Origin of the sequence: Rhizobium sp. ZW T2_16 (genome assembly GCF_044987325.1) — a bacterium.
Classification (GTDB): Bacteria; Pseudomonadota; Alphaproteobacteria; order Rhizobiales; family Rhizobiaceae; genus Neorhizobium; species Neorhizobium cellulosilyticum.
Genome location: NZ_JBJDRG010000001.1, coordinates 833,628 through 856,162, shown reverse-complemented (window position 1 = coordinate 856,162; position 22,535 = coordinate 833,628). Strand labels below are relative to the sequence as shown.

At 58.9% G+C, this 22,535-nt stretch carries 22 protein-coding genes and 1 tRNA gene; 14 read left to right on the top strand and 9 right to left on the bottom strand.

Annotated elements, in window-relative coordinates; genetic code table 11:
- Positions 1–116: 116 nt before the first annotated feature.
- The 3 genes from ACI3K0_RS04195 to ACI3K0_RS04185 all read left to right on the top strand — a co-directional run bounded on the left by ACI3K0_RS04195 (position 117) and on the right by ACI3K0_RS04185 (position 4,336).
- Positions 117–1,298: a phosphoserine transaminase gene (locus ACI3K0_RS04195; protein WP_183821152.1), complete on the top strand. Its 1,182-nt coding sequence runs from the start codon at positions 117–119 to the stop codon at positions 1,296–1,298.
- Between the two features lie 78 nt (positions 1,299–1,376).
- Positions 1,377–2,972, top strand: coding sequence for a phosphoglycerate dehydrogenase (gene serA / locus ACI3K0_RS04190; RefSeq protein WP_183821153.1), 1,596 nt, complete (start codon positions 1,377–1,379; stop codon positions 2,970–2,972).
- Between the two features lie 278 nt (positions 2,973–3,250).
- A complete protein-coding gene (locus ACI3K0_RS04185) occupies positions 3,251–4,336 on the top strand; it encodes a Tim44 domain-containing protein (RefSeq protein ID WP_148145876.1) in 1,086 nt (361 codons plus the stop codon).
- A gap of 9 nt (positions 4,337–4,345) precedes the next feature.
- On the opposite strand, the gene ACI3K0_RS04180 is transcribed toward ACI3K0_RS04185, so the two are convergent.
- On the bottom strand, positions 4,346–4,780 hold the full coding sequence (locus ACI3K0_RS04180; RefSeq protein ID WP_404944969.1) for a DUF1810 domain-containing protein: 435 nt from the start codon (positions 4,778–4,780) through the stop codon (positions 4,346–4,348).
- Positions 4,781–4,878: 98 nt separating this feature from the next.
- Here ACI3K0_RS04180 and ACI3K0_RS04175 point away from each other — a divergent pair, with 98 nt between their 5' ends.
- The 5 genes from ACI3K0_RS04175 (at position 4,879) to ACI3K0_RS04155 (ending at position 8,942) form a co-directional block, all read left to right on the top strand.
- Positions 4,879–6,000, top strand: coding sequence for a mechanosensitive ion channel family protein (locus ACI3K0_RS04175; RefSeq protein ID WP_404944968.1), 1,122 nt, complete (start codon positions 4,879–4,881; stop codon positions 5,998–6,000).
- 135 nt (positions 6,001–6,135) lie between these two features.
- Positions 6,136–7,332 (top strand): tRNA 2-thiouridine(34) synthase MnmA, encoded by a 1,197-nt coding sequence (mnmA, locus tag ACI3K0_RS04170; protein ID WP_404944967.1) that lies wholly within the window; start codon positions 6,136–6,138, stop codon positions 7,330–7,332.
- A gap of 163 nt (positions 7,333–7,495) precedes the next feature.
- Positions 7,496–7,572 (top strand) — tRNA-Met (locus ACI3K0_RS04165).
- 62 nt (positions 7,573–7,634) lie between these two features.
- Positions 7,635–8,303, top strand: a complete 669-nt coding sequence (locus ACI3K0_RS04160; RefSeq protein ID WP_404944966.1) for a pseudouridine synthase — start codon at positions 7,635–7,637, stop codon at positions 8,301–8,303.
- 12 nt (positions 8,304–8,315) lie between these two features.
- Positions 8,316–8,942 (top strand): class I SAM-dependent methyltransferase, encoded by a 627-nt coding sequence (locus ACI3K0_RS04155; RefSeq protein ID WP_404944965.1) that lies wholly within the window; start codon positions 8,316–8,318, stop codon positions 8,940–8,942.
- Positions 8,943–8,978: 36 nt separating this feature from the next.
- Here ACI3K0_RS04155 and ACI3K0_RS04150 read toward each other — a convergent pair whose 3' ends face one another.
- Positions 8,979–10,340, bottom strand: coding sequence for an amidase (locus tag ACI3K0_RS04150; RefSeq protein WP_404944964.1), 1,362 nt, complete (start codon positions 10,338–10,340; stop codon positions 8,979–8,981).
- A gap of 161 nt (positions 10,341–10,501) precedes the next feature.
- Between ACI3K0_RS04150 and ACI3K0_RS04145 the strand changes: the two genes are divergently transcribed.
- A complete protein-coding gene (locus tag ACI3K0_RS04145) occupies positions 10,502–10,798 on the top strand; it encodes a hypothetical protein (RefSeq protein ID WP_404944963.1) in 297 nt (98 codons plus the stop codon).
- Between the two features lie 138 nt (positions 10,799–10,936).
- Complete coding sequence (locus ACI3K0_RS04140; protein WP_404944962.1) at positions 10,937–11,341, top strand: DUF983 domain-containing protein; 405 nt, start codon at positions 10,937–10,939, stop codon at positions 11,339–11,341.
- 385 nt (positions 11,342–11,726) lie between these two features.
- Here the strand turns inward: ACI3K0_RS04140 and treY are convergent, their stop codons facing one another.
- The 5 genes from treY to ACI3K0_RS04115 form a co-directional block, all read right to left on the bottom strand.
- Positions 11,727–14,276 (bottom strand): malto-oligosyltrehalose synthase, encoded by a 2,550-nt coding sequence (treY, locus tag ACI3K0_RS04135; protein ID WP_404944961.1) that lies wholly within the window; start codon positions 14,274–14,276, stop codon positions 11,727–11,729.
- Entirely contained in the window at positions 14,273–16,084 is a 1,812-nt protein-coding gene (gene treZ / locus ACI3K0_RS04130; protein WP_404944960.1) for a malto-oligosyltrehalose trehalohydrolase, read from the bottom strand. Before treZ ends, treY begins: the two co-directional genes overlap by 4 nt.
- 294 nt (positions 16,085–16,378) lie before the next feature.
- The gene (locus tag ACI3K0_RS04125) at positions 16,379–17,137 is read right to left on the bottom strand and encodes a metallophosphoesterase (RefSeq protein ID WP_183821159.1); all 759 of its coding nucleotides are present in this window, start codon (positions 17,135–17,137) and stop codon (positions 16,379–16,381) included.
- Positions 17,134–17,928 (bottom strand): nucleotidyltransferase family protein, encoded by a 795-nt coding sequence (locus tag ACI3K0_RS04120; protein ID WP_148145950.1) that lies wholly within the window; start codon positions 17,926–17,928, stop codon positions 17,134–17,136. Before ACI3K0_RS04120 ends, ACI3K0_RS04125 begins: the two co-directional genes overlap by 4 nt.
- A gap of 175 nt (positions 17,929–18,103) precedes the next feature.
- Positions 18,104–18,325, bottom strand: a complete 222-nt coding sequence (locus ACI3K0_RS04115; protein ID WP_148145862.1) for a hypothetical protein — start codon at positions 18,323–18,325, stop codon at positions 18,104–18,106.
- A 152-nt stretch (positions 18,326–18,477) separates the two neighbouring features.
- Between ACI3K0_RS04115 and ACI3K0_RS04110 the strand changes: the two genes are divergently transcribed.
- On the top strand, positions 18,478–18,666 hold the full coding sequence (locus ACI3K0_RS04110) for a DUF3008 family protein (RefSeq protein WP_148145861.1): 189 nt from the start codon (positions 18,478–18,480) through the stop codon (positions 18,664–18,666).
- Between the two features lie 80 nt (positions 18,667–18,746).
- Here the strand turns inward: ACI3K0_RS04110 and hutX are convergent, their stop codons facing one another.
- Positions 18,747–19,265 (bottom strand): heme utilization cystosolic carrier protein HutX, encoded by a 519-nt coding sequence (gene hutX / locus ACI3K0_RS04105; protein WP_404944959.1) that lies wholly within the window; start codon positions 19,263–19,265, stop codon positions 18,747–18,749.
- Positions 19,266–19,274: 9 nt separating this feature from the next.
- Positions 19,275–19,622 carry an antibiotic biosynthesis monooxygenase family protein gene (locus ACI3K0_RS04100; RefSeq protein ID WP_404944958.1) on the bottom strand — a complete coding sequence of 116 codons (348 nt, stop codon included), beginning with the start codon at positions 19,620–19,622 and terminating at the stop codon, positions 19,275–19,277.
- Between the two features lie 218 nt (positions 19,623–19,840).
- Between ACI3K0_RS04100 and ACI3K0_RS04095 the strand changes: the two genes are divergently transcribed.
- The 3 genes from ACI3K0_RS04095 to ACI3K0_RS04085 are packed head-to-tail and all read left to right on the top strand — an operon-like array spanning position 19,841 to position 22,535.
- On the top strand, positions 19,841–20,671 hold the full coding sequence (locus ACI3K0_RS04095; RefSeq protein ID WP_404945115.1) for a hemin ABC transporter substrate-binding protein: 831 nt from the start codon (positions 19,841–19,843) through the stop codon (positions 20,669–20,671).
- A gap of 14 nt (positions 20,672–20,685) precedes the next feature.
- Entirely contained in the window at positions 20,686–21,756 is a 1,071-nt protein-coding gene (locus ACI3K0_RS04090) for a FecCD family ABC transporter permease (protein ID WP_404944957.1), read from the top strand.
- Positions 21,753–22,535 carry a heme ABC transporter ATP-binding protein gene (locus ACI3K0_RS04085; RefSeq protein ID WP_206822978.1) on the top strand — a complete coding sequence of 261 codons (783 nt, stop codon included), beginning with the start codon at positions 21,753–21,755 and terminating at the stop codon, positions 22,533–22,535. The genes ACI3K0_RS04090 and ACI3K0_RS04085 overlap by 4 nt, the downstream gene beginning before the upstream one ends.

The window sequence follows — 22,535 nt, the reverse complement described above, 5'->3', positions numbered from 1 at the left end:
GAAGATTTTCTTCAAGCGGCGAAACGACCCGCTTGACTGTGAAAGCAGGGAAATATATCCACGACGGCGGGACACCTCTCCCCAACGAGAGGCTAATTACCTGGAAGGGTATCTATATGGCCAATGTCGCCGCGAAGCCGGATGTGCGTCCGGATAACACCCATTTTTCTTCTGGCCCTTGCGCCAAGCGTCCCGGTTGGTCGCTTGAAGCGCTTTCCGATGCCCCGCTCGGTCGTTCGCACCGCGCCAAGGTTGGCAAGGACAAGCTGGCACAGGCCATCAATCTCACCCGCGAAATTCTGAACGTACCAGCGGATTACCGCATCGGCATCGTTCCCGCATCCGATACCGGTGCCGTCGAAATGGCGCTCTGGTCGCTGCTCGGCGAGCGCGGCGTCGACATGCTGGCCTGGGAAAGCTTTGGCGCCGGCTGGGTCACCGATGTCGTCAAGCAGCTGAAGCTCAAGGATGTTCGCAAGTTCGAGGCCGATTACGGTCTCCTTCCGAACCTCAATGAAGTCGATTTCGACCGTGACGTCGTCTTTACCTGGAACGGCACGACGTCCGGCGTCCGCGTTCCGAACGCCGACTTCATTCCGGCAGATCGCAAGGGCCTGACCATCTGCGACGCCACCTCTGCCGCCTTTGCGCAGGATCTGGATTTCGCCAAGCTCGACGTCGTCACCTTCTCCTGGCAGAAGGTTCTCGGCGGTGAGGGCGGTCACGGCATGATCATTCTGTCGCCGCGCGCTGTCAAACGCCTGACGACTTATGTCCCGGCTTGGCCGTTGCCGAAAATTTTCCGCATGACCTCGGGCGGCAAGCTTTCCGAAGGCATCTTCAAGGGCGAAACGATCAACACGCCGTCGATGCTCTGCGTCGAGGACTATATCGATGCGCTCAACTGGGCAAAGACGGTCGGTGGTCTTAAGGGGCTGATCGCCCGTGCGGATGCAAACGCCAAGGTTATCTTCGACTTCGTCAAGGCAAACGACTGGATCGCCAATCTGGCGCAGGTCGACGAGACCCGCTCCAACACCTCCGTGTGCCTGAAAATCGTCGATGCCGAAGTCGCTGCTCTCGATGCCGACGCTCAGGCTGCTTTTGCCAAGGGCGTGACCTCGATCCTCGAAAAGGAAGGCGTCGCTCTCGACGTCGGCGCTTACCGAGACGCTCCGTCTGGTCTTCGCATCTGGGCCGGCGCCACGATCGAGGAGGCCGACATGAAGGCCTTGATGCCGTGGCTGGCCTACGCGTTCGAAACGCAGAAGGCCACACTTTCTAAGGCTGCTGCCTGATCCGATTTCCGGTGTCGCTATAGCGGCACCGTTTCATCCCGCATTCAGAGACTGAACCCTTTATCAGGAGCCCAGACCATGGCACCTCGCGTACTCGTATCCGACGAACTGTCGGAAACCGCCGTCCAGATTTTCCGCGATCGCGGTGTTGAAGTCGATTTCCAGCCAAAGCTCGGCAAGGACAAGGACAAGCTGGCCGAGATCATCGGCAACTACGATGGTCTCGCCATCCGCTCGGCCACCAAGGCGTCCGAGAAGCTGATCGCGGCTGCGACCAACCTCAAGGTCATCGGCCGCGCCGGCATCGGTGTCGACAACGTCGATATCCCGGCCGCTTCCAAGCGCGGTATCATCGTCATGAACACCCCGTTCGGCAACTCGATCACGACGGCGGAACATGCCATCGCGTTGATGTTCGCCGTTGCCCGCCAGCTGCCGCAGGCCGACGCATCGACCCAGGCCGGCAAGTGGGAAAAGTCGAAGTTCATGGGTGTCGAAATCACCGGCAAGACGCTCGGCGTCATCGGCGCCGGCAATATCGGCGGCATCGTCTGCAAGAAGGCCATTGGCCTTGGCATGAACGTGATTGCCTATGACCCCTTCCTGTCTGCCGAGCGTGCACAGGAAATGGGCGTCGAGAAAGTGGAACTGGACGAACTGCTGCCGCGTGCCGACTTCATCACATTGCATGTGCCGATGACCGACAAGACCCGCGGCATTCTTGGCAAGGAAAACCTCGCAAAGACGAAACCCGGCGTTCGCATCATCAACTGCGCCCGCGGCGGTCTCGTCGATGAGGCAGCGCTTGCCGAAGCCATCAAGTCCGGTCATGTCGCCGGTGCCGGTTTTGACGTGTTCGAGGTCGAGCCTGCCACCGAGAGCCCGCTCTTCGGCCTGCCGAACGTCGTCTGCACGCCGCATCTTGGTGCTTCGACCACGGAAGCGCAGGAGAACGTTGCCCTTCAGGTCGCCGAACAGATGTCGGATTACCTCGTCAAGGGTGCAGTATCGAACGCCATCAACATGCCGTCGATCACCGCCGAAGAAGCGCCGATCCTGAAGCCGTTCATTCGTCTCGCCGACGTTCTCGGTGCCTTCGTCGGCCAGGTTTCGGATGATCCGATCAAGGAAATCGAAATTCTGTTCGATGGCCAGACGGCCAACATGAATACGCGCGCATTGACGTCTGCCTTGCTGGCCGGCCTGATCCGCAATCAGGTGGCCGACGTCAACATGGTTTCTGCCCCGATCATGATCAAGGAAAAGGGAATCGTCCTTTCCGAAGTCAAGCGTGACAAGACCGGCGTTTACGACGGTTACATCAAGCTGACGGTCAAGACCGACAAGCAGACCCGTTCGGTTGCCGGCACCGTGTTCTCGGATGGCAAGCCGCGCTTCATCCAGATCAAGGGTATCAACATGGACGCCGATGTCGGCGCCAACATGGTCTACATCTCCAACACCGACGTTCCCGGCATGATCGGCTTCATGGGCACGACGCTTGGTAATGCCGGCGTCAACATCGCCAACTTCCAGCTCGGTCGCGAGAAGGAAGCCGGTGATGCCATCGCGCTGCTTTATGTCGATGCACCGGTTTCGGAAGATGTGCTTGCGCAGCTGACGGCAAACCCGGCAATCCGCCAGGCTCGCCCGCTGGTGTTCAACGTCGAGTAAGCCATCATTCGGTGGGGCGTATTGCCCTGCCTTTTCCTCCCAAGGAAGATGCAGAACGGGTCTGGTGCGATAAGCGCCGGGCCCGTTTTGTTTCGTCTGACGATTATGTGATCACTTTACTGCTAAAAACGCCCCTTGGTTGTATTTCCGTCAATTGGCTCTTGTCCTGAACTTTTGTAACTACTAAAGCGGGAAAAAGTGGACAGGCTACTGAAAACTGCGCCACGGCTCCCCATATCAGGGTCACGGACCGCATAGGGCGGCCAGAGGAGAAATTGATGTTGTTCAAGCTTCGGCGTTTCCAGAAACTCTTCGCGATCGCAGCGATCGGAATGGCAGTTTCGCTAACAGCCGTCGATTTCGCGGAAGCGCGTCGCGCCGGCGGTGGTTCCAGCTTCGGCAGCCGTGGTACGCGTACCTTTGCGGCACCACCGGCCACGAATACGGCTCCGGGTGCAGCAGGCGGCATCAACCGCTCGATGACCCCGAATACACAGCAGAATGCGGCAAGCCCAGCTAACGGCATGGGCGCGCAGGCAGCTCAGCAGCAGCGTCGCCCCGGCATGTTCGGCGGTATGTTCGGCGGCATTCTGGGTGGTCTCGCTCTCGGCGGCCTGTTCGGCATGCTGATGGGTGGTGGTTTCGGTGGAATGGCAGGCTTCTTCGGCATGCTGTTGCAGATCGCGCTGATCGCTGGTCTCGCCATGCTGGCCTTCCGTTTCTTCGCTCGTCGTCAGCAGCAGCAGGCTGCCGGTCCGGCCGCTAATGCCCGCGCTTATGGCGATGGCGGCAATGGTGGCAAGGACGGTTTTGGCCAGAGCCAGAACAACGCCTATGAGGCACCGCAGCAGAACCAGGGCGGTTTCCAGATCCCGAAGATCGGTTCTGGCGCGGGGGCCGCAGCTTTCGGTGGCGGCCAGCAGGCGGTTCAGCGCCAGGCTGGTCCGGATACGGATGAAGTTGGCATCACCAATCGCGACCTCAGCCAGTTCGAAAAGCTGCTGACCGAGGTGCAGGGTGCCTATGCGGACGAAAACTATGCCAAGCTTCGTGACCTCACGACGCCGGAAGCGATGTCCTACCTTGCCGAAGAGCTGGGTGAAAACGCAACCAATGGCGTGAAGAACGAGGTTCGCGACGTGACCCTGCTGCAGGGTGACCTTGCCGAGGCATGGCGCGAAAACGGCCAGGAATATGCGACCGTCGCAATGCGCTATTCCTCGATCGACTTCCTGCGCGACCGCAACACGGGCGAAGTTGCCGAAGGCAATCCGAACGAAATCACCGAAACGGTGGAAGTCTGGACCTTCGTGCGCAAGCCGGCCAATGATTGGAAGCTTTCTGCAATCCAGTCCGCTGCATAAACGCGGCGCCTAAAGTTTGAGGAGTTCGGCGGTCCTGCCGTCGTGCTCACCCTGGTAAAAGATATGAAGGGCTCGCTCGTAAGGCGAGCCCTTTTCGCTGACCAGATGAAAGAGCGTCATCGAACTTCTGAATTTCATATCATCCGTCGCGCCGAGGATATCACCTGCGCTGCGCCCTTCATGCCCGAGCATGGCTGCCGTACATTCGCCGAGCCGCCAGCCGAGCAGGGGATGTTCGAGATAGGCGATGGCTTCCGCCCGCGAGCGTATGGCGAAGCGCTGCGATGTGGCAGATACGCCCAAGCCGCTGATTTGCGGGAATATATACCACATCCAATGGCTGCGCTTCTGTCCGTCGCGCAGCTCCGCGATCACCTGATTATAGATGGATGCCTGCGCCTCGACGAAGCGAGTCAGATCGAAAGGAACAAATTGTTCGTTCATGAAACGCTCCTCACCCCAATTGCGGCATGAAGTCGGAGAAAGATGATATTTTTGCGGCCGCACTTTTCTATGTTGCGCTGCACCCTAACTGAACTCCGATGAACCAGTTTATCGCAGAGTTTCGCCAATATACAGATTGGCTGCCGAACTGGATGGTGAGCCTCGGTGTGCTGGCTGCCGCCATCGCGATCGGCCTTGCCATGCATCGGCTGGCATTCCGGATTCTAACACGCCTGGTCGAGAATAAGGATCTGTTCTGGCGTTCTCTTGTGTCCAGGGGAACTCGGCCGCTCAGGCTTGCCATCCTCACGGCCACGCTATCCTTTGCTGCCACGGTCGCGCCACTTGCCGCGCGCCCTGCCGAGATTATCCGGCATCTCCTTCTGATCGCCTTCATCCTCGTTGTCGGCTGGTCGGCAAAGGCGGCATTGCATATCTGGATGACCGTTTATCTGCGCCGTTTCAAACTGGATGCGGAAGACAATCTGCTTGCACGCACCCACGTGACGCAGTCACGTATCGCGGAGCGTATTGCAGGGGCTATGATCATCGTGCTGACGATCGCCGCCATGCTGATGACCTTCCCGGCGGTGCAACAATATGGTGTCAGCGTGCTGGCGTCGGCCGGTGTCGCCGGTATCGTTCTCGGTCTCGCGCTGCAGCCGATGTTGAAGAACATCTTTGCCGGCATCCAGCTTGCGATTACCCAGCCGATCCGTATCGACGATGCGCTGATCGTCGAAGGCGAGTGGGGCAATGTCGAGGAGATCACCTCGACCTATGTCGTGGTCAAGCTGTGGGACTGGCGGCGGATGATCCTGCCGCTCTCCTATTTCATCGAGAACCCTTTCCAGAACTGGACGCGTGAAAGCTCGGCGCTGATTGGGACCGTGATGATCTATCTCGATTACACGATCCCGGTTTCTGTTGTCCGTTCAAAGGTAGAGGAGATCACGGCTGCCTCTAAACTCTGGGACAGGAAGGTCGTGGCGGTTCAGGTGACGGATTTTCGGGAAAACGTCATGGAAGTCCGTATTCTTGCCTCTGCCAGCAGTGCGCCAAAGGTCTTCGATATCCGCTGCGAGGTGCGCGAAAAGCTTATCGAGTTCATCCAACGGGAATATCCGCAGGCACTGCCGAAGGTGCGGACCGACCGGCCGCTGGACGGCAATGGCGTTGCCCCCGTGCATGCTGCACATCAGGCCGCATTACAGTCCTGATTTGCTGGTGCTTGCATGCGGAAAGAATAGTTTCTATATCCGGTCGACATTGCCCGGCAGGCGGCCGATCCCGCCTCGGGCGCAACGTGCCGCTGATAGATGCGGCGCATAAGATATTGCAGCGAGAGTTGTCCCGTGAATACGCTGGATTTTGACAAGAAGCCGGAAGATACGCGCGTGGTCGTCGCCATGTCGGGTGGCGTGGATTCCTCTGTCGTGGCCGGGCTTTTGAAACAACAGGGCTATGATGTTTTAGGCATCACGCTGCAGCTTTACGATCATGGGGCTGCGGTTCACCGCGCCGGTTCGTGCTGCGCCGGTCAGGATATCGACGATGCGCGCCGCGTCTGCGAAACGCTCGGCATTCCTCATTACGTGCTGGATTACGAAAAGCGGTTCCGTGAGACGGTGATCAATCCGTTCGCCGAAGCCTATGCGATGGGCGAGACGCCGGTTCCCTGCGTTGCCTGCAACCAGACTGTCAAGTTTGCCGATCTTCTGGCAACCGCTCAGGAACTCGGTGCCGATGCGCTGGCGACCGGCCACTATATCCGCTCGGCCGCCAATCCGACTGCCGATAACCCGAACCGCCGTGCGCTCTATCGCCCGATCGACAGCGACCGCGACCAGAGCTGGTTCCTGTTTGCGACGACCCAGGAGCAGATCGACTACCTGCGGTTTCCGCTCGGCGGCATGTCGAAGGCACAGGTGCGCGAGCTTGCTGAAGAGATGGGACTCGTCGTTGCCAAGAAGGCCGACAGCCAGGACATTTGCTTCGTGCCTGCCGGCAAATATGCCGACATCATCAACAAGGTTAAGCCGAACGCGGCGCTTGCCGGCGATATCGTGCACATGGACGGGCGTGTGCTCGGTCGCCACGAGGGGATCGTTCACTACACGATCGGTCAGCGCAAGGGCTTGGGCGTCGCCACAGGCGAGCCGCTTTATGTCGTCTATCTCGATGCCCGTTCGCGTCGTGTCATCGTCGGACCGAAGGAAGCGCTCGATACGCATCGCGTCTATCTGCGCGATATGAACTGGCTCGGCGATTCGTCACTCGAAAGCGATGCGCGCGAAGGCTTCGCGTGTTTCGCCAAGGTTCGTTCCACCCGCCCGCCGACACCGGCCACGCTGCATGTGGATGAGCGCGGTGTCTATGTCGATCTATCGATCGGCGAAGCGGGTGTTGCACCGGGCCAGGCCTGCGTTCTTTATTCGGCACCCGGTGCCGATGCGCGGGTTTATGGCGGTGGTTTCATCGAACGCTCGGAGCGTGCGGAAGAGGCGGAAGCTTCGCTGAAGCAACTTCTTGCACAGCCGGTTGCGGCCTGATCTCCAAGAGTTCCCTACTTCTCAAGGGCGGGGAACTGGATGAAAACGGAGGTTTGAAACTCCTTTGTTTTTCTCCTGTCATATGCTTGACAAGGTTCGCGGCCTGCCTTTATAAGCCGCTCATTCCTCGGAGCGGATGCTTTAAAAGCAGCTTCGTTGGTGTGGCTGGGTAGCTCAGTTGGTGAGAGCGCAGGATTCATAACCCTGAGGTCGGCGGTTCAATTCCGCCCCCCGCTACCAATTTTCTCCAAGCTGTAAGTTTTTGATTTTACGGCTCGCATTTCCCGGATGGCTCCATCGTGATGACTGCGCTTTCCGATGTCTCTCCGATCTATCATCCGCCGCTCGATCCCTATCTGACCATCCTGCACCGTGACCGGGATTTTCTGGTCTGCGACAAGCCGAGCGGTCTTCTTTCCGTTCCCGGCCGCCATCCGGCGCTCAGCGATAGTCTTTTGACACGGGTGCAGAAGGAGTTTCCCAAGGCACTGATCGTCCATCGGCTCGACAAGGATACGTCCGGCATCGTGCTGATGTCGCTGAACCGCAAGGCGCATGCGTTCGTCGCAGCGCAGTTTGAGGCGCGGGAGACGAAAAAGTCCTATGTCGCGGAAGTCTGGGGCAGGGTCGAGGGCGAGGAGGGCGTAATCGATCTGCCGCTTGCGATCGACCCTGACAACAAGCCGCGTCACCGGGTCGATCACGAAAACGGCAAGCCTGCGCTGACGCGATGGCAGGTTATCGGGCATGGCGAGAACAGGACGCGGCTTCGCTTGTTTCCGATGACCGGGCGGACCCATCAGTTGCGGGTGCATATGAAGGCACTCGGCCATGTTATTCTCGGCGACGAGTTTTACGCGGAGGGCGAGGCGCTGGCTGCTGCCGACCGTCTGATGCTCCATGCCGAAGAGCTGAGCTTCCGCAAGCCCGATGGCTCGGATGTGACTTTCACGGCGCCAACCCCGTTCTGAGATCGTTTAATCGTGCAGAAATTCGAAAAATCCGATCTGGTTGTCGATTTTGTCGGTGGGGCGGTAGGTCACCGGTTCCGCTCCAATGAGGGGCGCAAGCAGGGATTGGCGAAGGCTGTCGGATTTTCAGGCAACACGGCGCCGGACGTCGTGGATGCGACCGCGGGTCTCGGCCGCGATGCGTTTCTCCTGGCATCGCTTGGTGCACATGTGACGCTGATCGAGCGTTCCGAGACGATGCATGCTCTTCTTGCAGAGGGACTGGAACGAGCGCAAGCGGAAGGCGGGCGTCATGCGGAGACAGTTGCCCGTATGACGCTGATCCATGGCGATTCCAGCACTCTGCTTGCGCAATTGAAGCCGCAGATCATCCTCATCGACCCGATGCATCCGCCGCGCGACAAGACGGCTTTGGTGAAGAAGGAGATGCGTTTGATCCGGGAGATCGTCGGTGACGACCCGGACTCTCTGGAGCTGATGAAGGTCGCGCTGGAGAGCGCACAAAAAAGGGTGGTTCTGAAATGGCCCCTGCGCGCCGATCCGATGCCGGGCATTCGCAAGCCCAGCCATCAGATCATCGGGAAAAGCACCCGGTATGATGTCTTCGTGACTGCGAAGGCGGTCGGAGATATGGCGTAAGGCATGTGCTGGAGGGGCTTTACCCCTCCAAGCCTATTATCCCCGGATCACATCCTCGTATCGAAGCGCTGCGGTGAGCAGCTTTTCGTCATCTCCGGCAACGCCCGAGAGAAGCAAGCCGACCGGCATTCCTGCATCGCCGGCGCCGCAGGGAATGGAAACGCCGCACCAGTCGAGGAAATTGCCAAAGCCGGTATTGCGCAATGTCTTGCCATTGGCGGCAAAGAAGAGGTCGTCCTCGGCGAGCAGCGGATCGATGGCCGGTGCTACATGGGCGACTGAGGGGAAGGCCACCAGGCGCCCGGCAAGCAGTTGTTCTGTTTCCACGGTCAGTTGGCGGCGGATATCGAGTATGTCGATATAATCCGCCATACTCGTTTTCTGACCGAGTTTGATGCGGGCAACGACGCGCGGGTCGATCTGATCGGCAATGGCGCCCGTCAGCCGTTCGCGGTGCAGGGCAAAGGCTTCCGCCGTGACGAGCGCGCCGCGGGCCTTGACGAGATCGCTGATCGCATCGAATGCCGGGATACGAATGCGTTCGATACGGGCACCGGCTTTTTCGAGGCGGGCAAGGGCGGTTTCGAAAGCGTCAATGACGCCCGGTTCGGCGCCGTCGAATACGCCGTTTTCCGGCACGACGATATCAAGCCTTGCGTCCGTGGCGCGGGTGATCTCCGGCCGGGTAGCGCCACGCATGGCGGCATCGACCCAGATGGCATCCTGGACAGTGCGGCAGAGCGGGCCGAGGCAATCGAGGCTCTTTGCCAGCGGGAATACGCCATCCATCGAATAACGGCCGCGGCTTGCCTTGTAACCGACGATGCCGTTGAAGGCGGCAGGGATGCGGATAGAGCCGCCGGTATCGGTGCCGATTGCGACCGGAACGAGGCCTGCCGCAACCGCAACCGCGGAACCGGAGGACGAGCCGCCGGAGACGCGCGGGACATCGGTGCTTTTCGGGTTATGCGGCGTGCCGTAATGCGGGTTGATGCCGATGCCGGAAAAGGCGAATTCGCTCATGTTGGTTCGGCCGATCGCGACCATACCGGACTGCCGCACGAGTTCGACCACAGCGGCATCCTTCGTCGCCGGCGCATTGGTCGACAGCACGGTCGACCCTGCCGTCGTTGACAGTCCCTCGATGTCGAACAGATCCTTCCAGGCGATCGGGATGCCGTCGAGCAAGCCGAGTGAACGGCCGTCTGCGACACGCTTGGCAGCGGCCGCTGCTTCTTCCATCGCGCGGTCTTTCAAGAGCGATATGAAAACGGATTTGTCGGCGTGGCGATCGATGGCATCGAAAACGGCCTCGGCGATTTCCACGGGACTCATGACGCCCGAGTGAATCAACATCGACAATTCGGCAACGGACATGCCGGAAACAGGTCTTCTCACGAATGCTTCCTTAAATGGGCTGGCTTTGTTTGAATGGCTTGCTCAAAGATGTAGCCGATATCTCCGGCAAGGGTAGCGGAATTATCCGCAGAGCCCTATTTCCATCGTCATAGTCAAAGAGAGGGATCGCTTTGCCGATCCTTCCGTTCAAGGATGACGCCATGAAACCGGCTCTTGTCTTATCCATCCTGGCGCTCGCTCTTGCGGGCTGCTCGGCCTCGGCCACCACTGTCGGCTACAGCTTCAACAGCGGGCCTGGCCTTTCTCCGATACCCGGCAGCATCACCTATGGCGGCCAGCCGCGCACGAGGCTTACCAAATCGCCTGTCGGCAGCACGTTCTCGCATGAATTCACCAACCAGGTGGGTCGCGAGGTGCATGAAACCTATATGATCCAGCCTGATCGCAGCCTGAAGATCGTTGACCGGTACGTAAAGCGCGAGCGAATCTGGGATTAACCCCCAATCAGGGTTGCATTTTTGATGAGTGCATCTTTTGAGATGGGCAGATTGACGCGCTACATCTTGCTACCTTGATGATTGCTAATGTTCAGCGCTAGGCATTCTTCAGATGAATTTCGAGAGGAAGCCGGATCCATGGGACATGAAGCGCACTGGCCGACACTTTCGCCGTCTAATACAGGGTTACGTGGTCGCTGCCCGCGCTGCGGGCAGGGCCATTTATTCGAGGGCTTCCTTTCGATGAAGCCGAGTTGCGAGGTCTGCGGTCTGGACTACGGGTTTGCCGACCCTGCCGATGGACCAGCTTTTTTCGTGGTATGTTTTGCCTGCGTGCCGAGCGTGGCGCTGGCGGTCCTGATCGAGGCTATCTACCAGCCGCCGTTTTGGATGCATTTCTTCACCTCGCTTCCGTTTCTGCTTTTGACCTGCATCCTGCCGCTCAGACCGCTCAAAGGCTGGCTGCTGTCCAACCAATATTTTGACAAGGCAGAGCACGGAAAGCTCGATCGAAATTCGGGCTTGAGGCGGGATGGGCCATAACTTTTCCGCCATTTGCGTTCGTCTGAAAATGACGCCCGACAGCGTGTCGATGCGGGAACCTTTTGGGGTTGCGACCGTTCACTTTTGCGACATCAAAAGGAGAACGTCATGAACAGTATCATTTGGTTGGTCGGAGCAGTCGTGATCGTCATCGCGGTTCTCAATCTTGTCGGTTTTGCGTGACCGGGAGCATGTCGCTTTACGGTTTCAAACCTATCAGGAGAACATCATGAACAGCATTGTCTGGCTCGTTGGAGCCGTCGTCATCGTCCTCGCAATTCTTTCGTTTTTCGGGCTTCGTTAAGCCCGACACAAAGATTTAGCGAGACAGAAAACCGCTGGGCTGAAAAGTCCGGCGGTTTCTTCTTGTGAGATCTCCAGGGTCTCATTCTGCCAGCAGAACTGCGAAAGGATGATCGGAAAATGCCCAGTTGACCGAAGCATCACCGGAAAAATCAAAGATACGGCCCGAAAAAATATCCCGGTAGCGCCGTCCTGCAAGCGGTGGCGGTAATACGACACGCGTCGCGGCCCAGTGGGCGGAGCGGGATGATGCCAGATCCTGCAATGCCTCAAGAACATGGCGTGGTGTCACAACCAGCAAGGCATTGCGATCATTATGCCGCGCGAAAGCGACAATGTTCTTCGCGCGTACGCCGTTCACTTCCAGCGGGATATACTCGCCGTTACGGAAGAGATCGGGTAGGGTGCGGCGGAGCCTCAATATCTTGCCGATAATCTGCTGTTTGAAGTGACCGCTCAACCATCCCTCTTCGGCGGATGTATCTAGCTCTCCAGCTTCCGAAAACTGTTCCGACAGGCTTTCGAAATCCGGTTCGCGCCGGTTGTCAGGATCAACCAGCGACAGGTCGCAGGTCTCGCTGCCCTGATAGACATCAGGCACGCCGGGAGCCGTCAGCTTGATGATTGTCTGGGAAATTGAGTTGACGCTGCCAGCGCGGAAAAATGGGCGGAGAGTGGAGGCGAAGTCCACGAGGAAGACGTCGTTTTCGGGTGAGAGCATCGCATGGATGTAGTTCTTAACGGCTGCCTCGTAATGCGTTTTGCCATCCGCCCAATTGGTTCGCAGCTTTGCCTCGCGGATTGCCTTTTCGGCATATGCCTGAAAACGTTCCTCCAGTTTGGCAAGGCCCATGGCGTCATCCGGCGCCAGGTCGGCTGGCCAGACGCCAGCCAATGCCTGATACAGCATCCATTCCACGGCGGGCTCCGGAGCTGGCCAGTCGTCAAGATGGGTTACGGAAGCACTGTTGGCCCGCCGCCAACGTTCGACTGCGTCAGCCCAGATCTTCGGCGCTTCACTCAATGCATAAAGCCGTGCGCGAGCGTCTTCGCCCCGCTTGGTATCGTGGGTGGAGGTGCCTGAAAGCGCATCCGGCTGGCGCTTCTGCCGCTCGATCATCTGTTCGTGGAAACGGTCCAGCGAAAACTCTCGCGGCAGAGGTTCAGCACCGACCTCATTGAGAGCAATCAAAGCGTGGTGTCGGAAGAAGAGCGTATCTTCCACTGACTTCGCCATCAACGGCCCGGTCAATTGCTGGAAGCGGGTGCGGAATGTCGAGGCCTTGTGTGAAAGCTGGGGCGCGAGGTCGCTGTTCAGGATCTTTGCCAGGAACGGAAGGGCGGAAAGATCTGCTGTCGTCTTGCTGCGCCGGATATCGGTTGCGACCTTTTCCAGCATCTGACGGCCTTCGGGGGGCATGCCATCGGCGGTGCCGTAGGTGCGATACACGGGGAAGGCCACCAGCAGTTCCCTGAGCCCGGCCCTGAGCGCCTCCGATGAAATAGCGGCTGCCTCCGGCCGTTCTTCAAGTATTGATTCAGCAAGCTTCACGAGGGTTGCAACTTCGCCCGCGAAGTTGTTGTCAACCATCAGCAATTTGGCTGCGCGCAGCTCATCTGCCATGTCCGGAGACGCCCCGGTCAATGCCGCATAAGCCGCATGAAGCTGGGTTAACCGTTCGCCGTCCACAAGGGCGTCGCTTAGGGTCGCAATGAACTCGTATCCTGTCGTGCCGGAGACAGGCCAGTCGGGCGCAAGATCCTCTCCTTCGCCAAGGATCTTTTCGACCGTGATGTAACAGTCCTGCCCGGCTTCCTGTCGAAGGCGTTCGAGATAGGCTTTGGGATCGGCAAGTCCATCGATATGGTCGACGCGCAGGCCATCGACGGCGCCTGAGCGAACCAGCTGAAGGATCAGGCGATGCGTGTCGTCGAAGACATCGTCATCCTCGACGCGGATACCTGCGAGCCCGGTGATCTCAAAAAATCGACGATAGGAAAGATCGCGTGATGCATCCCGCCAGGACATCAGCCGATAGGGCTGCCGGTGATGGAGATCGGCAATGACGCCTTTGTCTGCAATCTGCAGCACTCCCTTTTCGCTGCCGGCGCAGGTTTCCGGGCTCAGGGGGTAGAAAGTCTCGAAATAGGCGAGGGCCGGTCTGCCCGTCTTCGGGTCAGGTTTGAGTGCGATTTCACCTGCCTCAAGCACCGCTTCGAACGTGTCACCAAGGAAGGGCAGGGTGAGGCGGCGTGACCAGTCGATATCGAAATGACGGGCGTAGCGGCTCTGTTCTCCATTTTCGATGACGTCGCGCCACCAGGGATTTTCCAGCGACGCCGCCATATGGTTCGGCACAATGTCGAGGATCAGGCCGAGGCCTTCCTGCTTCAGAGCCGCCACCATGCGGTCGAAACCTTCGCGCCCGCCGATCGCCGGATCGATCTCGTTGGCGTCCGTCACGTCATAACCGTGGGTTGATCCGGTCGTGGCGGTGAAGATCGGCGAGGCATAGAGATGACTTATGCCCAGGCGCTTGAGATAAGGCACGAGCGCTGCGGCGCGATCGAAGGTCATGCCATTGCGGAACTGGATGCGGTAGGTCGCGGTCGGGATCATGCGGCGGCTCATGCTTTTTCGAAACTGACGATGATGGAATTGTGGGAAAGTTCGCTAAGGCGCTCCGGATGATCCTTCTTCGGAAAAGCATAGATCGGTCTGCCTGGCATTTCGGGGAGCGGTCTTGCTGCATCACCGATGTTGAGCGCGATCGCGAGCCTGCCCTTGGGGTAATCCCAGGAGACGGCTAGATATCCGGTACCGGTCTCGATCACCTTGCCGGTGCCGCCTTTCGCGGTTGCCAGCAACGGGACGATGATCTCCTGCCGAAGTTTCAGCAGTTCCCTGGTGAACTCGAACCATTCCCGGCCTTTGGGTGATCCAAGTTTCTCCCAGTCGAGTTTTGACCTTTCGAATGTCTTTTTCGCGTTCGGGTCCGGCACCTTTTCGCCGTGACCCGCATGGCCTTCGAATTCTCTTGCCCGTCCTTCGCGAACGGCCTTTGCCAGATCGCCGTGAAAATCGGTGAAGAATAGGAATGGGTTGGTCTCGCCATATTCCTCTCCCATGAAGATCAGCGGGATATGCGGCGACAGTAGAAGATTGGCGAGCAGAATTTTCGTGCGCGTGTCGCCGGCAAGCGAGATCAGGCGTTCGCCTTGCGCGCGGTTGCCGGTCTGGTCGTGGTTCTGGATGAAATCGACGAAGGTTACAGGCGGCTGACTGGTGCTGTCGACGCCGCGCTTTTTGCCCGATTGCGGCGAGACCTCGCCCTGATAGGCAAAGCCTTCCGCCAGGCAACGGGCGACAAGCGTTTCCGGGCTCTCGGCGAAATCCCCGTAATAGGCATGGGTCTCGCCGGTGGCGAAGACATGCACGGCGTTGTGAAAATCGTCGTTCCATTCCCCGGTGAAAAGCGGTGCCGAACCGTCCTCGTCGCGTGGATGCAGGAAGGTGACGTTGCGGCAGTCTTCGGTTGTCAGGTGGATGGGGCGGTCGGTAATCTCAGCGCGGATGCGCTCGGCGATCTCGATCAGGACATATTTGTCGGACGGATCCTCGATCTGGTCGACTGCATCGAAGCGAAGGCCATCGAGATGATACTCTTCCAGCCAGTAGAGCGGTGCCTCCGCGATATAGCGGCGGGCGGCATCGACATCATAGGCGATGCCGGCGCCCCAGGGTGTCATGCGATCCTTGTGGAAGAAGTCGGGTGCCAGAAGGGGGAGATAGTTACCTTCTGGGCCGAAGTGGTTGAGCACGATATCGAGCACAACGGAAATGCCATGCCGGTGGGCGGCATCAACGAAGGCCTTGAAGTCTTCCGGCGGGCCATAGGCCGAATGGGGTGCGTAAAGCAGGACGCCATCGTAACCCCAACCGTGTTTGCCCCCAAACTGGGAGAGGGGCATGACCTCGATCATCGTGATGCCGAGATCGGCCAGATAAGGCAGTTTGTCGATCGCAGCGTGGAATGTGCCCTCCGGCGTGAACGTGCCGAAATGCAGTTCGTAGACGACGGTTTCTTCCCAGGGGCGGCCCGTCCACTCGGTATCCTGCCAATCGTAATTGGTTGGGTCGATGACCAGCGACGGGCCGTTGACGTCATCCTTCTGGGCGCGGGAGGCGGGATCGGGAACCACGGTGCCGTCTGCGAGAACGAAGTTATATTCGGAGCCGGCAGAGACACCGGTCGCGAGAATCTCGAACCAGCCGTCACGGCTCGCGCTCATTTCGGTGTCTTCACCGTCAAGGCGCAGGCTCACCGCCTTCTGGCCGGGTGCCCACAGCCGGAAACGCACTTCGCCGAGAGCGACATATTCCGCTCCCCAAGTCTTTGGAAAAACTCGAAACTCTTCGGCGGAATGTAAGTCCGTCATACGATCCGGTCCTTCGCTGGTGAACGAGACCGGCAAACGGGTGAAGAGGCTTACAGTTCCATGGATGGCGTAAGGGGGGCGCGATTTTCGGTGTAGTCTGGAGATTACAGGTGGCGGCTGCCCCTTACCCTAACCCTCTCCCCCGCATGCGGGGAGAGGGAACGTGTCATACTCGGTTTTGGCGAGGACGGAGAGCTGCAGCTGTGCCTTTATCCCCGTCATAACGGGGAGAGGGTGCCGGCAGGCGGATGAGAGGCTGCCGCCGATCCGGATCGCGGGTGCGGCATCAATCATTCACAACTCGAGCAGCGCATACGCCTTACCGGTTGGCTTCTCTATGTGGGAGGCGACGTTATAGACCGGCGCACCGCCGGGAGTTTTGCCCTCGTAGGTGCCACGATGGGCGTGGCCGTGAACGACGGCTGTTACCGGGAAGCGATCGATTGTCTCGGCTAGGCGGGAAGAGCCGAGGAAGGGGAAGATTTCAGGCGGCTCGCCTTCGACTGTCTGCTGGATGGGCGCATAATGCAGCACCACCAAGGCACGTTCGGACTTCACCTGGCGCAGCGCGTTTTCCAGCCGCATCGTTTCCTCGACGCTTTCCGCCACCATCGCCTTGATCGCCGGTTCGCCGAAGGAGCCGAGCATGTAACGGCCGAAACCGCCGGCAAAACCTTTGACACCGGCGAAACCGACGCCGTTGATCTCGATCGCGGAGCCTTCGAGAAGATGCACGCCGGCATCCTTGATGATGGCTTTCACCTCATCCACATGGCCGCATTCATAATCGTGATTGCCCAAAACGGCGACCATCGGAATGGAGCAGGAGCGAAGGTCAGCCGCAAGCAACTCCGCCTCTTTCGGCTTGCCGAGATCGGTCAGATCACCGGTCAGCACGAGAATGTCGGCCTCCTGCGAAATTTCCGCAAAAAGCTCCTTGTATGAAGGAGAGCCATGTTCCTTGACATGAAGATCTCCCATTGCCGCGACGCGCTGCTTGACGTTGGCCTTTTTCCGGGCGGTGGTGTCCTGGTTATCGGGCGCCTTGCTCATGCCGGGCCTCCTTTTCTGGTTTCCTCGTCAACGCCTTCGCGCAGATCACCTTCGCCACCGACATCGGCAAAACCCCATTCCTTGACGTCGATCTCGAAATCGACGCGGCTGAACATGCGACCGCGGCAAATTTTCATCTGGGGCAGGGGCAGTTCGCGCTGGGCCTTCAGACGGTCGAGCAGTTCATCGAGCAACCAGTCAGGCACCTTGTCGCGCTCGGTCGGGTAGATCCAGCGGAAGTTGAGGAGGTGGATGAGTAGAACCTCCCAATGCACTTCCATGTAGTTGAGCAGCTTTTCCCAATCGATCTGGTCATGAGCGCGCAGGATCATGTGGACCACGTCGCCGCCGTCGTAACGATGGCGAAGCTGCACGAAACATTTCGACCAGATCAGCTCGGTCGGGGCAATGATGCGCACCTTGTGGCCGTTCATTTCGATCTGGCGGGCGTTTTCGAACCAGCTGTCGCTGATCGGCATCGTGCCGTTGGAAGCGGCGAAGATGACATCGCAGAAATGCCGGCCCTTCTTGATCTTGCCAAGCCACCGGTCGTCCTCCACTTCGATCTCGTAACCCTTCTCCTTGAAGTGGGCGAGGATGCGGGCGTAGTCACCTGCCTTGCAAAAGATATCCAGGTCCTTGGTGGGGCGGGTAATGCCGGTATAGGCGCTGATCGCAAATGTTCCCGCCAGAAGGAATGGTATGTGGCAGGCGACCAGATCCTCCAGCGCTTCAGAAACAAAGGATTCTGCGTCCGGGTCAGCAAGCGTGGGCGCAGCTTTCACCTCCATCCCCTGCATCAGATGCAGGGGATGGCTGCCGCGCTCGCGTTCACTTGCCGTAATATTGTTTTCGGTCGTCGGCTCCGGCTTTTTCGTCGGTATCGTGTCGGCGTCCATGGCGTGTCTCCAATTCTCCCAGGTGACTAGCAACACCCGAGAAGCGACGGAGGTTCCGTTTAGCTCGTCAGTCGGCCTCAGGGTTGTCGGCATTTGCCATGGGGCTTGGGCGACCATCTGGCTGGTCGCCGTCTTCGCGTTGATCCGCATCCTCCAGATCTGTTTCGACAAGGTAGGCGTCCCTGTTGCCGAGGCGTGCAGCCTCTTTCAGCGCTTCGGGATTGGTGGTGTCGAGCTGCTCGCGTTCGATGTCCGTTGCAATAGGCTTATTCGGATTTGCAGTGTTCATGGTCGTTTCCTTCCCGTTGAGTGTGCCAACTACAGGTGTGCCGCAGGCTCTCTGAGAAACCCTTGGCGAATGCAGAGGTTCCGCGCTTGTCGATTGGAACGAAAATCGCAGTCGGCGTGTTGGAAATGGAGATAATCCCAAGGAGGAGAAACATGCCGGCGAAATCGAAGGCACAGCAGAAGGCAGCGGGCGCAGCCCTTGCGGCCAAGCGCGGCGATGCAAAGAAAAGCGATCTCAAGGGCGCTTCGAAAGAAATGGAAAAATCGATGAGCGAGAAGCAGCTGGAGGAGTTTGCTTCGACCAAGCATAAGAGCAAACCCGAACACGTCGCGCATCGCTGAATTGCATATTTCCGGTCCGAACCCGGACTTCCCGGAAAGGCGGGTGCTTCAGCAGGCACCCGCCTTTTCCTTTTTGTCGATCAGGCGTAGCTGGCGCGCAATGCGTCGAATTTTGCCAGCTGTTCGGGGAGCAGTTCGCGTGCCTCGTCGCGCTTGACGAAGACCTTGAACATTGGTGCGCCCTTGGCATTCATGAACCAAATGGAACAGGAGCGCCGGCCGTGGAAGGCGCGATCGACAAAAATGATCGAGGCGCAGTTGTCCTTCTTGATGTGACCGCCGATCGGGCTGTCGCCATGAATGTTGAACCAGCCATGGCCTTCCGAACCGACCGGCAATTCGCCATCGATTTCGGCCACAACATCCTCGGTGTGGACGAGGAAGAGGACGATGCCCCAGGTGGTCAGCTCGTTCCAGATGTCGAGAAAGCTCTCTTTCGGCGCAATGACGGCCGAACCCTCGGGCAGAATTTCAAGAATCTCGGCGGGGGTAACGTCTGCAGCGGCAGCGATCGACTCGACGATGCCGTCGGGCTTTTCGGCGAGTGCAGCCAGAGCCCGTTCGCGACGGTCAGCTGTGATTTCGGATACGGCGTTCATCGATGATCCTCAGGCCGCGTCGGCGGCGCGTAAGCCGTTCTTGTCTTCGTGGATGATGACTTCGAAACCCTCGAAATGCGGGCCGGAGAGATATTCCACCTTGCCGCGGTTGTTGCCGGCATTGGCATGGGCTGCGCGGAATTGTTCGGAAGTCGTCCAGGCCTTGAAATGCTCGAATGTTTCCCAGACCGTGTGGGACGCGTAAAGCGAATGGTCTTCGGCCTTGGGGCCTTTCAGCATGTGGAATTCGATATAACCTGGCAGTTCCGCAAGGCGGCCCTGACGGTCACGCCAGATCGCTTCGAATGCTTCTTCGAAGCCCGGAACGACGCGAAAACGGTTCATTGCGATATACATGAAAACTTCCCTCACTTAAGTTTCATTTGCCAGTCAAGATATCTGCCGGCCCTCCCCTTGAAAAGCCAAAAAAACTTGCGTAGTCAACTCAAGTTATTGAAATTTGCAGCGCTGCCCAATCCTGCTTTCATTAGATGTGCGGCAACGCCAAGGGGTGGATCACAATGGTTTCCTGTTCCAAATTCGGGCGTCTTATTGCAATCTTTCTGCTGGGATCGATGATAAGCGCGGGCGGCGTTCTTGCTGCCGACAAGGGCAATCCCGAAGCAAAACGCATCGTCTCGGTCGGCGGAACGATCACCGAAATCCTTTATGACCTCGGTGCTCAGGACCGTATCGTGGCGCGCGACTCGACCAGCTTTTATCCGGCTGACGCCAATTCCAAGCCAGATGTCGGCTATATGCGCCAGCTTTCGGCGGAGGGTATTCTGGGGCAGAAACCAGACCTGATCCTGATGGAAGAAGGCTCCGGCCCGCCGCCGGTGCTGGAGATCCTGAAGGCCAGCGAGGTACCGATGGTCGTGATCCCGACACCTCCGAAGGCGGACAAGATCGGTCAAAAGATCCGTGACGTCGGTGCGGCCGTCGGATTGTCCGACAAGGCGGAGGTGCTGGCGGCGAAAACCGAGGATGGCTTGAAGGCGGTTGCAGCCGATGTGGCCAAGATCAGCGGCGGCAAGAAGAAGGTTCTCTTCGTTCTGTCTATTTCGAATGGCCGCCTGATGGCTGGCGGCGCCGACACCGAAGCGGGTGCGATCATCGAGATGGCAGGCGGCGTCAATGCCGCGCCGACGATCAACGGTTACAAGCCGCTTTCCGATGAGGCGGTGATTGCTGCAGCACCGGATGTAATTCTGTCGATGTCGCGTGGCGATCATTCGATTACGCCGGAACAGATGTTCGCTCTTCCCTCGATGCAGACGACGCCGGCTGCGGCAAACAAGGGGCTGGTTTCGATGGATGGTCTGATGCTGCTGGGCTTCGGTCCTCGCACACCGGAAGCTGCGCGGGCACTGGCAGCCAAAATCTATCCGGGCGTAATCAACTGATGAAGGCGCTCGCCATGCCCTTTCGCCGGACGGGTGAGGGAGACCGGACGTCTCAGGGCGTGCTGGTGCTCTTTCTGCTGGCTGTCCTGCTCGTCTTTTCCTGCCTGCTCTCGCTGCATGTCGGGCCAACAGGTGTGGGTTTGCGAGATCTTTTCTCCTATCTCGCCGGCAATGGTGACAGCCTGACAACACAGGAACGGGTGATCCTCGAAGCGGTGCGCCTGCCGCGCACGGCGCTCGGGTTGCTGATTGGTGCGGGGCTCGCGGTTTCCGGCGCGATGATGCAGGGCCTGTTTCGAAATCCGCTCGCCGATCCTGGCATTGTCGGGGTAACGTCGGGAGCGGGACTTGCCGCCGTCTGCGCCATCGTGCTCGGAGGCGGCGTGCTCGCACCTATAGCCGTAGTGCTTGGCAATCAGTTTTTGCCACTGATGGCATTTTTCGGCGGACTGCTGGTCACGTGGGCTCTTTACGCGATCGCCACGCGCGACGGACGTACATCGACCACCGCGCTTATTCTCTGCGGTATCGCGATTGGCGCGCTTGCAGGAGCTTTCATGGGGCTTCTGATCGTCATGGCAGATGACCGGCAGCTGCGCGATATTACCTTCTGGAGCCTTGGCTCTCTAGGTGGCGCTACCTACGGCCGCGTGCTTTCGATCCTGCCTTTCATTGTTTTCGTCATGGGGATCATTCCTTTCGTCGCCAAAGGTCTCGATGCGTTGATTCTCGGCGATGCGGCGGCCTTTCACATGGGCATTCCGGTTCAGCGGTTGAAGAAAATTGTTATTGTGGCCGTGGCTGCCGCCTGTGGCTCTACCGTGGCCGTAGCCGGATCTATCGGATTTGTGGGCATCGTTGTGCCGCATCTGCTCAGGCTTGCGATGGGGCCGTCCCATCGTTTCCTTTTGCCGGGATCAGCATTGGGGGGAGGAGCATTGCTCCTGATCGCGGACAGTGTTGCGCGCACCGTCGCAGCACCTGCTGAACTGCCGATCGGTGTCATTACCGCACTGTTCGGCGCACCTGTCTTCCTGTTCCTGCTGATCGGCAAGAATGGTATCGGCGCGCGGGATCTGCCATGATCATTGCCGATAAGGTCACCGTCAGCCGTTCAGGTCGCAAGCTGATCGACGACATCTCGATCGAGCTGAAGCCCGGCCAGTTTACCGTCGTCATCGGCCCGAACGGAGCCGGCAAATCGACGTTGATGAAGGTATTGTCGGGCGAGATGCAGCCGGATAGCGGTCTTGTCTCGTATTATGGGACGAGCGTCGATCTCTGCCAGCCGGCCGATCTTGCCAGACGCCGTGCAGTGCTGCCACAGGCGACGCAGCTTGCTTTTCCGTTTACGGCACTGGAGATTGCGCGCATGGGCGCGGTTGCGCATGGCGCACTCAATCCCGGCGAAGAAGCGCGCAAGGCCCTGTCGCGCGTGGGGCTGAGAGGCTTCGAGAGCCGTCCTTATCCGTCAATGTCGGGCGGCGAGCAACAGCGGGTGCAGTTTGCCCGCGCGCTCGCACAGGTGCCGCAGGCCGTCGTCGATGGCGTGCCGCGAGCGCTGTTTCTCGACGAGCCGACGGCAAGCCTCGATCTCGGCCATCAGATTTCGGTGCTCGAGACTGCTCGGGATTTTGCGTCAGCCGGCGGCATGGTGCTTGCCATCCTGCACGATCTCAATCTAGCGGCGGAATTTGCCGATCATCTGGTGGTGCTGCATCACGGCCGCGTGGTCGCGGAAGGCGCCTGCCATGAGACAGTGAGCGACGACATCATTGCTTCGGTCTATGGCATTGCGGGTGCCGTCGGTCGCGTGCCTGCGGCGCATATTCCCTATGTTCTGCCGCAGTCGCGGAACCGGTGA

Excerpts from the sequence above, each read along its gene's own strand:
- serA (WP_183821153.1), top strand. The coding sequence starts at position 1,377 with ATGGCACCTCGCGTACTCGTATCCGACGAACTGTCGGAAACCGCCGTC.
- ACI3K0_RS04160 (WP_404944966.1), top strand. The coding sequence starts at position 7,635 with ATGACTGCGCTTTCCGATGTCTCTCCGATCTATCATCCGCCGCTCGAT.
- ACI3K0_RS04140 (WP_404944962.1), top strand. The coding sequence starts at position 10,937 with ATGGGACATGAAGCGCACTGGCCGACACTTTCGCCGTCTAATACAGGG.
- ACI3K0_RS04125 (WP_183821159.1), bottom strand. The coding sequence starts at position 17,137 with ATGAGCAAGGCGCCCGATAACCAGGACACCACCGCCCGGAAAAAGGCC.
- ACI3K0_RS04175 (WP_404944968.1), top strand. The coding sequence starts at position 4,879 with ATGAACCAGTTTATCGCAGAGTTTCGCCAATATACAGATTGGCTGCCG.
- ACI3K0_RS04195 (WP_183821152.1), top strand. The coding sequence starts at position 117 with ATGGCCAATGTCGCCGCGAAGCCGGATGTGCGTCCGGATAACACCCAT.
- treZ (WP_404944960.1), bottom strand. The coding sequence starts at position 16,084 with ATGACGGACTTACATTCCGCCGAAGAGTTTCGAGTTTTTCCAAAGACT.
- ACI3K0_RS04090 (WP_404944957.1), top strand. The coding sequence starts at position 20,686 with ATGCCCTTTCGCCGGACGGGTGAGGGAGACCGGACGTCTCAGGGCGTG.
- hutX (WP_404944959.1), bottom strand. The coding sequence starts at position 19,265 with ATGAACGCCGTATCCGAAATCACAGCTGACCGTCGCGAACGGGCTCTG.
- ACI3K0_RS04110 (WP_148145861.1), top strand. The coding sequence starts at position 18,478 with ATGCCGGCGAAATCGAAGGCACAGCAGAAGGCAGCGGGCGCAGCCCTT.
- ACI3K0_RS04095 (WP_404945115.1), top strand. The coding sequence starts at position 19,841 with ATGATAAGCGCGGGCGGCGTTCTTGCTGCCGACAAGGGCAATCCCGAA.
- treY (WP_404944961.1), bottom strand. The coding sequence starts at position 14,276 with ATGAGCCGCCGCATGATCCCGACCGCGACCTACCGCATCCAGTTCCGC.
- ACI3K0_RS04145 (WP_404944963.1), top strand. The coding sequence starts at position 10,502 with ATGAAACCGGCTCTTGTCTTATCCATCCTGGCGCTCGCTCTTGCGGGC.
- ACI3K0_RS04085 (WP_206822978.1), top strand. The coding sequence starts at position 21,753 with ATGATCATTGCCGATAAGGTCACCGTCAGCCGTTCAGGTCGCAAGCTG.
- ACI3K0_RS04100 (WP_404944958.1), bottom strand. The coding sequence starts at position 19,622 with ATGTATATCGCAATGAACCGTTTTCGCGTCGTTCCGGGCTTCGAAGAA.
- ACI3K0_RS04120 (WP_148145950.1), bottom strand. The coding sequence starts at position 17,928 with ATGGAGGTGAAAGCTGCGCCCACGCTTGCTGACCCGGACGCAGAATCC.
- ACI3K0_RS04185 (WP_148145876.1), top strand. The coding sequence starts at position 3,251 with ATGTTGTTCAAGCTTCGGCGTTTCCAGAAACTCTTCGCGATCGCAGCG.
- ACI3K0_RS04115 (WP_148145862.1), bottom strand. The coding sequence starts at position 18,325 with ATGAACACTGCAAATCCGAATAAGCCTATTGCAACGGACATCGAACGC.
- ACI3K0_RS04180 (WP_404944969.1), bottom strand. The coding sequence starts at position 4,780 with ATGAACGAACAATTTGTTCCTTTCGATCTGACTCGCTTCGTCGAGGCG.